Here is a 10,077-nt window from a genome sequence, read left to right as displayed (position 1 = left end):
TAACCTACAAATAATTTTTTAGAGGTGGGTTGTAAAAATGGGTGATTTTAAAAAAGAGCTCCGCGGATTGCATCTTGGTGATTTCTGGGCGGGCGAAATGTCGTCCTCGGGCTATTGCGAAAGCAATGATCCTCCACAGCGTTGTGGCGAACGGTGTGGAAGATGCGGTGAACGTTGCTTCAGATGCGGTGAACGCTGCTTCAGATGCGGTGAACGTTGCTTCAGATGTGGTGAACGTTGCTTCAGATGCGGTGGTTTTTGAGGATAAGGGTAAAAGACCCGTTTTTCTATCGGTGCAACAACCGTGATGGATCCCTTCATAAAGCAAGGGTACCCCTGTACACAGCAGAAATTTGGGCTGGCAGGGGTTCTTTTCGTTCCATATCGGAATGTAAAAAGTTTTTCAGGGTTTTCTGATTCGGATTTCACAAACAATAGGCAAGAAGGACAATGAGGAGTACATAGGATATCAGTGAAAGTGACGTCAAATGCGACATCCGAGAATGGAGGAGTGCAATGGCAAGTGTAAACCCTTCAATGCGTTTGAAAGTGAAAGGGGACACGTTTTTTCTCCCTGACCCGCAAGGCAGCGTATATTTTCGGAATAACCTTGGGTCGTTTCGTATGGAAGGCAGCGCCATTGATCAGTGGCTCGAAAAGTTGATTCCGGTATTAAACGGGGAGCACACGCTGCACGATCTGACAGATGGATTGCCGGATGAATACCGTGACAGAGTATATGAGATTGCAGAGAGCTTGTACCAAAATGGATTTGTGCGGGATGTAAGCCAAGACAGGCCGCATCAACTGCCAGAGGAGGTGCGCAAAACATACGCATCGCAAATTGAATTTTTGGACAGTTTCGGCGGATCGGGTATGCACCGTTTTGAGACATATCGTCAGTCCAAGGTGCTGGCGATCGGCTCTGGGCCGTTTTTTGTTTCGTTGGTTGCCGCCCTGCTTGAATCGGGATTGCCCAAGTTTCATGTGCTGATTACGGACTCAATGCCGACCAATCGGCAGAGGCTGGTGGAACTTGCAGAGCACGCCCGCAAATCGGACCCGGAGGTAGAGATCGGGGAGGTGGCCCTGCAGCAGGAGAAGGAGGGCTTTTGGCGGGAGGCAGCAGGGCCGTTTGATTCGATCTTTTATGTCTCGCAGGAGGGCGATCTTGAGGAACTGCGCATGCTTCATGCCATTTGCCGGGAGGAGCGCAAGGTATTTGCCCCCGCCACGTGCTTGTTTCAAGCCGGTTTGGCCGGTCCGCTCGTGCATCCGGACTCTGAGGGCTGTTGGGAGTCGGCGCTGCGTCGCATCCACCGCTCCGCGATTTGCAAAGATTCAGAGCAGATTGCCTTCTCTTCCACGGCCGGAGCCATGTTGGCCAATGTGCTCGTGTTTGAATGGCTGAAAATGGTGATAGGAGTGTACGAGTCGGAATGGAAGAATACATTCTTTCTGCTTGATTTGGAGACATTGGAAGGGACCTGGTATTCATTTATTCCCCATCCCCTGGTGACCGGACAAAAAGCGCCCGAAGAGATTCAAAACCTTGAGCTGCTGTTCGCTGCGAGTTCCGACAGAAGCGAGTCGACTGGATTGTTTGCTTTTTTCAACTCGGTGACATCGGCAGAATCAGGGATTCTCCATATCTTGGATGAAGGCGATATGAAGCAGCTGCCGCTGGCTCTGTGCCGCGTGCAGGCGGTTGATCCGCTCTCACGGGGACCGGCAGAGCTGCTGCCGGATGTAGTCTGCGCAGGTTTGACACATGAGGAGGCGCGGCGGGAAGCAGGTCTCGTTGGAATCGAAGCGTACGTGACGCGGTTGATAGAGCCGCAGGGGTATGCCGGCGTTGGCGTGGGAGCGGGAGAAACGGTTGCGGAAGGCATTGGCAGAGGGTTGCAAAAATGTTTGGCCGAGGAGTTGGCCAACCAACAGCTGGTTCAAAAGCCGATTGTTTTTCCAGTGGAAGCAAGCGGGGTGGAAGATGGTCGCTGTCAGTTTTATTTGGAAGCACTCACCATCATGCAGGGAGCGCCGACGATCGGTTTGGGCGTTGAAGTCTTCGGCTTTCCAGTCGTTTGGGTGGGGACAAACGAACGCTGGTATGGCAGCGTTGACCTGCATGTGACAGCAGCGCTGCGAAAAGCGCTGCAGCAGGCTCTGATGAAGGCGCAAACTCAATCGGCGGGTATGCGGAACGAAGCGTTGGAGGCCTCGTCCGTGCTGCTTTCCGAAACGGTGCGGCAAAGGGCGATTTTCCCCGCATATGAAGAGACGGCTCAATCTGAAGTTTTGCAGTCAGCCTTGCAGAACTTGAAACAGAACAAGAAGCGGCTCGTGGTCCTCGATCTGGCAATCGAACCGTTTTTACAAGAGGAGCTTGCAGGCGTGTTCGGCGTGGCGATAAGAGAGGAGGGTTCGCGATGAGCGCTGTCGTGCTTGTGGTCGGTGAAGGAATGTTGGCCGACTATGTGTGCCGATCCTTGTCTGACCAGTGCCGTGTGGAACGCCAGCGAGATATGAAGGCAGGAGTGCGGGAAGCGACCGATCTGGCACTGGTGCTGCACGATGGGTGGAATCCGTCCGTTTGTCACGAGGCGGAAGAAGTTTTGCAGCGAGCGGGAGTCCCTTGGCTCCGCGGCTCCGTTTTATTTGGCGAAGGCATTGTTGGACCTTTGGTTCGTCCGGGTACTCCGGGATGCTCGCAGTGTGCGGACATGCGGCAATTCATGGCCGGACCCGATCGCGAGGAAAACTGGAAACTCCGGCAGGTCCTGGATGAGCGAGGCGGGGTACCGCGTGATCTATGGGCCTCTCGCTCAGGGCTCTTGCAGATGGCTTATCTGATCGAGGGTGAGGTGCAAAGAGTGCTGCAGGGCAATCGGCCTCTGTCGGAAGGACGGGTATTTTTGTTCAACTTGAAAACATTAAAGTGTTCGCGCCATTTCATTCTGCCTGACCCGATGTGCAGCATATGCGGTCAATTGCCCGACGATTCTGCGATCACCGCGCAAATCTCGCTGCAGCCCAGCCCAAAAGTCAGCGCTGACAGCTACCGCTGCCGTCCGATGGGCGGCTTGAAGGAAGTCCTGATCAGCGATTATCTCGATTATCGGACTGGCTTTATCAATGGGAAAATTCGCGATCTCATCTCCCCGTTTGCCGATGTGAGCGTGAATCTGCCGCTGTTTATCGGGGATGAGGCGACAGCAGGGCGGACTCATTCCTATGCCGAAAGCGAGCTTACCGCGATTTTGGAAGCATTGGAGCGGTATTGCGGAATATCGCCCCGCGGCAAACGGACGGTCATCCGCGACAGTTACCGCAATCTGGCGGAACAGGCGCTTGATCCTGTGAAGATTGGGCTGCACTCGAAAGAACAGTACGAGCTTCCCGATTTTCCGTTTGAATCGTATTCTCCTGACGCGCCCATCGATTGGGTATGGGGCTATTCTTTTTTACAAGAGAGTCCGATCCTGGTTCCTGAATTACTCGCCTATTACAGCGTGGGCTGCGGGCACGGCTTCGTCTATGAAACCTCCAACGGCTGCGCGTTGGGGGGAAGTTTGGAGGAGGCCATTTTCTACGGCATTTTGGAAGTGGTAGAGAGAGATGCGTTCCTGCTTGCCTGGTATGCGAAGCTGCCTCTCCCGCGCCTTGACCCTGATTCCGCAAACGACCCGGAATTGCGGTTGATGATTGAACGTGTGCGGGCGGTAGCGGGCTATGATCTGTACCTGTTTAACGCCACGCTGGAGCATGGGATTCCAAGCGTTTGGACGATCGCGAAAAACAGGAAGCAAAAGGGAGTCAATCTGATCTGCGCGGCCGGAGCCCACCCCGACCCGATTCGGGCGGTAAAAGGCTCGATCTATGAGGTGGCCAGCATGCTGATCAGCCTTGACGACAAATTTGAGGCCAACCGGGATACGTATAGGCAAATGCTGCACGATCCAACCCTGGTGAAAAAGATGGAAGATCACTCCATGCTGTACAGCTTGCCGGAAGCGGAAGAGCGTCTGCACTTCTTGTTGGATGAAAATCGTCCGCTGCAAGCATTTGACCAGGAATATAAAAAGAAAGCAGGGAATGCGGACTTGACCGATGACCTGAAGGAGCTTCTTCAGGCGTTCCGCCGTTTGAAGCTCGATGTGATCGTGGTCGACCAGACTTCCCCGGAAATCCTGCGAAACGGACTGTATTGCGTGAAAGTGCTGATTCCGGGGATGCTGCCGATGACGTTTGGCTATCACTTGACGCGGGTGACTGGGCTGGAGCGGGTTTTGCGAGTACCGGCTGAACTTGGGTATACGAAGCAGCCGCTGACGCCTGAGCAGCTGAATCCACATCCCCATCCGTTTCCATGAACCATGATGAGGAGGATGAAGGATGAACCTGCAGTCATTTTTGAACGATCTTCATTTTGACACAGATCAGGCAAAACCGCTTGATTGGGAGGTCGATTGGCAAGACGCTCCGCTTGCCTATAAGCTCTACCGGCACTTGCCCGCGGTTCCTCTTTCACCGGAAGTGCCGCTTAGTCTGGAAGGGCGCGAAGTGAACGGGACGCCAACCCTTCGCGATATCGGTGATTTACTCTGGTACGTATTTGGGCTGACGCAATTCCGCCAGTCTGTCCCGGATTTGGCCCAGGCCGGTCTGCAGGAAGGATCCATTCAGTCGTTTCGCCGGTTTGTCCCCTCCGGGGGAGCCCTGTATCCGAGCGAAATGTACGTCTATCTGAAAATGGAGGATACGGCTTGCGGGGTGTACCATTATGATGTGGCACACCATCGCCTGGTGCTGGTGCGGGAGGGTGATTTCGATTCATATCTTGCCAGGGCTCTAGGCTATCGCTGTGACGTGTCTGCCAGTTTTTGCACGGTTTTTGTATCAACCATGTTTTGGAAAAACTTTTTTAAATACCATAACTTTTCTTACCGTTTGCAAGGGCTGGATGCCGGTGTACTGCTTGGACAGCTGCTGGAAGTGGCGAAGCGGTTCGGCTTTGAAACAGGGGTCTACTTTCAGTTCCTTGATCGGGCTGTCAATCATCTGCTCGGACTCGTGGAAGAAGAAGAAAGCGTGTATGCGGTCATTCCGCTGTCGATGGAGCCTGCGATGGACTGGTTTCATCACATGAATGACGGAGAAAAGGACATCTCTTCCGGCGAACTGTGCCGTGAGCTGCCAAGCGTTCGGCATGATCACTACGTGCGTTCGCGAAACATCAGGGAGTATCCCATGCTGATCAAAATGAACGAAGCATCTCTGCTGGACTCATCACGATCGTTTCGGCAGATTGGGGAAGAAATCAGCAATGCCTGCGCGGGCCAGGCAATGCCGCTGCCTGACGTCAAGCGGATCGCATATGATTTCTCCACCGCTTGCAGGAGTCGGTATTCACCGGATATGGATTTTATTTTGAAGAAAGTAAGCCAGACCCAGTTGGCCGTCTTGCTGCAAGAGGTTGCGGCTTCTTTCCCGTATCGAAATGACCTGGATGGAGAGCGGGAAAGGCATCAGCCCCGTGTCGCCCTGTATGGCTGCTTTTATGATGTGGAACATATCCCGAATGGCGCCTACTGCTACGACAGCGCCGCACATGCCTTGTGTCAGATCCATCCTGGGGATCATCGCTGCTGGCTGCAGCAAGGAATGTCGATGCATAACGTCAATCTGTTTCAGGTACCCTTCTGTTTCCATGTCGTCGGCGATAAGGGTCACCTCCAAACGGAGCTGGGATATAGAGGATACCGCATCCAGCAGATGGAATGCGGCATGCTCGTGCAGCGTCTGCTGTTGACAGCGACCGCCCTCGGGATGGGGGGACACCCGCTGCTTGACTATGATGCGAACCTGTGTGATGAGCTGTATCAATTGGCTCCTCATGGAAAAACCAGCCTGATTCAAATCCCGGTTGGCCATCATCGTCCTCGCTCAAAGCTGGAGGGAGGGCTGCATGCCTGACCGAATTTGGTTGCACAGCTTAGCGTAAAATCTCATGAAGTGTGCGCAGTCAGTTACCAGTAAGTGGGGAATCTGCATGCTGGTTTACGGTTCCCGCGGGAGAAAGGGACTGCGAAAAGGCACGGACAATCTTGTACCGTGTCTTTTATTATCTATTAGGTACTACGATAAGTTGGTACTGCTGCCTTTTTGTTTAACCGGATAATATTGGGTTATGAATAACCGACATGATGTGGTGGGGATATGATGACGCGAATGATTTTATTGCTGGGTCCAACGATCATGATTTTTTTCGGCCTGCAAGTTATGGGCAGTGTACCGTTAACATTTCTGCTTTTTTACGGTTGGCTGTCGGCCGTTCCGTTTGGAGAAATGCTCTTGGTGAAAAGACAGAAATGGCCGGAGACGCTTCAACACTTTGGCTTGGTTATCAAGCGGAAAAATGTGTATCATGGCATTTATTTGGGCATTTTTTGCTTTTTCGCCATTGTTTTGTCCGGATATTTCTTGCAAAGCTGCTTCTTTGATAAAGCCAATCTACAGAATCTATTGGTCAAATGGCATTTTTCAGGAAATCTTCTTCCATGGTTGGTGCTGACTATCATGTTTGTCAATCCCTTTCTGGAAGAGATCTACTGGAGAGGATATCTGTTTACAAAGTTAGAAGGGAAACTGGGGAAGCGGGGGATCATGTTTCTTACCTCTCTGTTTTACAGCCTGTATCATTTCCTTTCCGTCATCCCTTTGTTTAATTGGCCTTATCATATTTTTGTCATCATCCCTGTCTTTTTTGCCGGAATCGTATGGGCATATATGCGAATCAAAAGCAATTCGTTAATCGGTTCGATCGCCTGCCATATTCTCGCAGACTCAGGGATCATGGCGGTGTATGCGCTTTTTTTAAGGTAGTGGCCGATACGCTAAAAAGGGCTTTTTTAGGCCCTTTTTTGCTTTTTAAAGAGAATGGGCTGTTCCATTCCCGTACATCCGGTTCGATCAATGAGTGCTGCAACAATTTTGTCCGCGAACAGATCGGCAAAAGGGGGAGTGGCATGAAGAAAGAAGCATTTCCTGCACGCTTCCGCAACTGATAATATGGTTGACTGAACAGCGATAAGTACACAAGAAACTTTATTCATTTTCCATACTATGCTAATAAACGAAATCATGGGCAAGACAAGTCTGAGGCAAATTGATAAATGGGAGGTTTTCTTGTGGAGCCGATGAGAGATCGACTCTGTGAATTAGTAGATGCGCAAAAGTGCGGTCATTCGGGGAGTTGGCAGTCGATTTGTCATTGACCGGTCATGAAGGGAAACAACGTAAAATTCAATTGAATGGGAGTGACTTGAGGTGAAAAGCATACCGTTACGTGACATTGTTCAACAAATAGGTGGCCGCATCATTCATGGGTCCGGCAACCCGATGATGATGAACGTAATCGATTGGTCGAAGAAGGAGATCGACGACCATACCTTGGTCTTCCATCTGGACAGAGAGCCAATCCACGGAAAGTATTGGAGAGTTTACCAGTCGGTCGCGATTATTTCAGATAAACCGGATTTTTGCATGGATTTGGAGGATTCGATCATTCTCATCCAGGTTGAACAGGTAGAGCAGGCTTATGAGCAGTTTGTCCAGTACTACCGAAACCTTTTTCCAATCCCGGTGATCGGCATCACAGGAACCTGCGGCAAAACGACGACAAAAGAAATGATACGGCAGATTCTCGATGAAGAAGATTTTACAGTAACGGCTACTTGGAGGAGCATCAATGGTATTTGGGACAATGTGGAATATTTACTCGAAATTGACCAACACACGGACGTGGCTGTTTTCGAAATACCGGTTGTTTATCCGGGCTATTTGGGCACGGCCTGCCGGTACTTCCAACCGCAGATCCGCCTTTTGCTAAACATCGATGTGCACCACTTGGCTGGTTGCGAAACACCCGAAGAGTATATGAAGGCAAAAGCGGAAATCATGGAAGGAATCGATCCGGAAAGCGGAGTCCTCATCCTGAATGATGATGATGAAAATAGTAAAAAAGTGATCGATGTCAGCGGATTGCAGCAAGTCGTCTATTTCGGCAAAACCGACCGGTCCGATTTTCGCGCCAAAAACATCAGCTATGCAGACAAAGGGATGAATTTTGAACTGGCGCATCAAGGCAAATCTTATCAGGGTTACGTTCCCGGCTATGGAGAACACAATGTGTACAATGCTCTTGCAGCGATCGCAGCAGTGTCGCGTATTGGGGTGGAGATTGAAACAGCGCTGCATCGATTAGCCGGCTTTGAACAGGTGGAAGAGCATTTGGAGGTAAAAACAGGCGTCAACGGCTGTACGGTAATCGACGATACCTGGAATTCTTCTCCGCTCGCAATGGCCACTGCGCTTCAAGTGCTGAAAGATATTTCCCAGGGAAGGAAAACAATCGCTCTGTTGGGCTACATGCCGCAGTTGGGTGAAAGTGAATACGCGCTGGAACAATATGCGAAAATGGGTGAAAAAGCGGTAGAAACCAATCTTGACCTGTTGATCGTCGTTGGTGAGGAAGCGGAGGAAATCGGTCTTAGCGCCTTGAGACAGGGGATGAACGAGCACAGCGTTTATTTTTGTGAGAACGGTTCGCAAATTTACAAGATTTTAGAGCCTCACCTTGATGAAAACGCGATGATTCTGTTGAAAGTTACCTACCGGGTAATGATGAGACCGTCCTTTCAAAGCTTGAAGAGCAAGCTTATACCCCATCAGCGGCAGGCGGGAACGGATGGGCAATGATCTGCACGAGAATGGTTGGGGCGGCTGTCGCGACAGCTGCCGGGGTGCAGGTGCTGCAATCGTCAAGACGGCGGTCATTGTCGCTGCGGGAATGGGAAAGAGGCTGGGCAGCAGGACAAATGGTCGCCCGAAAGGTTTTTTGGTCATCGATGAAAAGCCGATTATCGAACATTCCATCGCCAAATTGCTGGAGGTGGGAATTGACAAAATCGTGATCGGAACGGGGTATGTCAGCGAAATGTATGAACGTCTCGCTGCTCGCTATCCTCAAATCCAATGTGTCTATAATGATCATTACGAATCGACAGGGAGCATGTACACCCTGTATCAGTTAAAGGATCATATCAGCGAGGATTTTATACTGCTTGAGTCCGATTTGATCTATGAAAAAAAGGCTTTGCGCAGATTAATGGAAGATGAGCGGCCGGACGTCATTTTGGCAAGTACATTCACTCACTCCGGTGATGAAGTCTTTATCGAAACAGATGAAGACCGCCATCTCGTCAATCTGTCCAAAAGAGTCGAAGATCTGGCCAGCATTTATGCGGAATATGTGGGGATGACGAAACTCTCCTGTACGGCCTTTCATGCGATGTGCAGGTATGTTGCGAAGATGTTGCCAACCACATCCACTCTGGATTACGAACATGCGCTTATCGGAATTTCCAAGGAAGTGAAATTGTTTGTACGCAAACTACATGACCTGGCCTGGTGTGAAGTGGATAACGAGTATCATTGGAACCAGGCGGCCCTGCAGATTTATCCCATGATCAAAGCGCGGGAAGCTGATCGATCAAACGGTGGCGGGCAAGGGGGTGAGGTTGATGGCCATTCCAAAGCAGAAATTGGCCGTTGCGGTTATGGTGACCAACCCGGAAAATAAACTGCTTCTGGTAAAGGCATACAGCAGGGGGTGGGAGTTTCCCGGCGGATACGTAGAAACAGGTGAATCGATTACGAAAGCAGCCATCAGGGAAGTGAAGGAAGAGTCGGGAATCGACATTGAATTGGCCAGGCTGTGTGGAATCGAACAGGATATTGCCAGATCCATCTGTGTTTTTTTGTTTCAGGGAAAACCGGTTAGCGGCGAGCTTGCCTGCTCTTATGAACATCTTGATGTCGGCTACTTTTCCGTTGAAGAGGCGATGAGGAAGATCAGCTTAAAGGCGTTTCAACAAAGAGTTGTCCGCTGCCTGCAGCAAGACAGCCAACCATTTGTCATTGAGATGTGAGCGCAAATGGTTGGTCACCACTTGTTGCAGATGATAGAATGTCCATGAGACAGATCATCAAATATCCGTAAAAAGGAGACCAAAA

General features: G+C 50.8%; 9 protein-coding genes. All 9 read left to right on the top strand.

What is annotated here, in order from left to right; translation table 11 throughout:
• Positions 1-41: 41 nt before the first annotated feature.
• The 9 genes from HGBM_RS22840 (at position 42) to HGBM_RS22800 (ending at position 9,992) form a co-directional block, all read left to right on the top strand.
• Entirely contained in the window at positions 42-308 is a 267-nt protein-coding gene (locus tag HGBM_RS22840; protein ID WP_019123413.1) for a hypothetical protein, read from the top strand.
• A gap of 208 nt (positions 309-516) precedes the next feature.
• On the top strand, positions 517-2,433 hold the full coding sequence (locus HGBM_RS22835; RefSeq protein WP_019123412.1) for a putative thiazole-containing bacteriocin maturation protein: 1,917 nt from the start codon (positions 517-519) through the stop codon (positions 2,431-2,433).
• Positions 2,430-4,373, top strand: a complete 1,944-nt coding sequence (locus HGBM_RS22830; protein WP_019123411.1) for a TOMM precursor leader peptide-binding protein — start codon at positions 2,430-2,432, stop codon at positions 4,371-4,373. Before HGBM_RS22835 ends, HGBM_RS22830 begins: the two co-directional genes overlap by 4 nt.
• A 22-nt stretch (positions 4,374-4,395) precedes the next feature.
• Positions 4,396-5,976 (top strand): SagB family peptide dehydrogenase, encoded by a 1,581-nt coding sequence (locus HGBM_RS22825; RefSeq protein WP_019123410.1) that lies wholly within the window; start codon positions 4,396-4,398, stop codon positions 5,974-5,976.
• Between the two features lie 227 nt (positions 5,977-6,203).
• Positions 6,204-6,503 carry a hypothetical protein gene (locus HGBM_RS31945; protein ID WP_245553054.1) on the top strand — a complete coding sequence of 100 codons (300 nt, stop codon included), beginning with the start codon at positions 6,204-6,206 and terminating at the stop codon, positions 6,501-6,503.
• Positions 6,421-6,885 (top strand): CPBP family intramembrane glutamic endopeptidase, encoded by a 465-nt coding sequence (locus HGBM_RS31940; RefSeq protein WP_261798190.1) that lies wholly within the window; start codon positions 6,421-6,423, stop codon positions 6,883-6,885. Before HGBM_RS31945 ends, HGBM_RS31940 begins: the two co-directional genes overlap by 83 nt.
• Before the next feature lie 444 nt (positions 6,886-7,329).
• Positions 7,330-8,760, top strand: coding sequence for a Mur ligase family protein (locus tag HGBM_RS22810; protein ID WP_026074608.1), 1,431 nt, complete (start codon positions 7,330-7,332; stop codon positions 8,758-8,760).
• Positions 8,750-9,643: a phosphocholine cytidylyltransferase family protein gene (locus HGBM_RS28330; protein WP_019123406.1), complete on the top strand. Its 894-nt coding sequence runs from the start codon at positions 8,750-8,752 to the stop codon at positions 9,641-9,643. Before HGBM_RS22810 ends, HGBM_RS28330 begins: the two co-directional genes overlap by 11 nt.
• Positions 9,585-9,992 carry an NUDIX hydrolase gene (locus HGBM_RS22800; RefSeq protein WP_019123405.1) on the top strand — a complete coding sequence of 136 codons (408 nt, stop codon included), beginning with the start codon at positions 9,585-9,587 and terminating at the stop codon, positions 9,990-9,992. The genes HGBM_RS28330 and HGBM_RS22800 overlap by 59 nt, the downstream gene beginning before the upstream one ends.
• The last annotated feature ends 85 nt before the right edge of the window (positions 9,993-10,077 follow it).

The organism is Brevibacillus massiliensis (assembly GCF_000311785.1).
Classification (GTDB): Bacteria; Bacillota; Bacilli; order Brevibacillales; family Brevibacillaceae; genus Brevibacillus_C; species Brevibacillus_C massiliensis.
The sequence above is the reverse complement of the archived record's forward strand: the minus strand, read 5'-3'. Positions and strand labels throughout refer to the sequence as shown.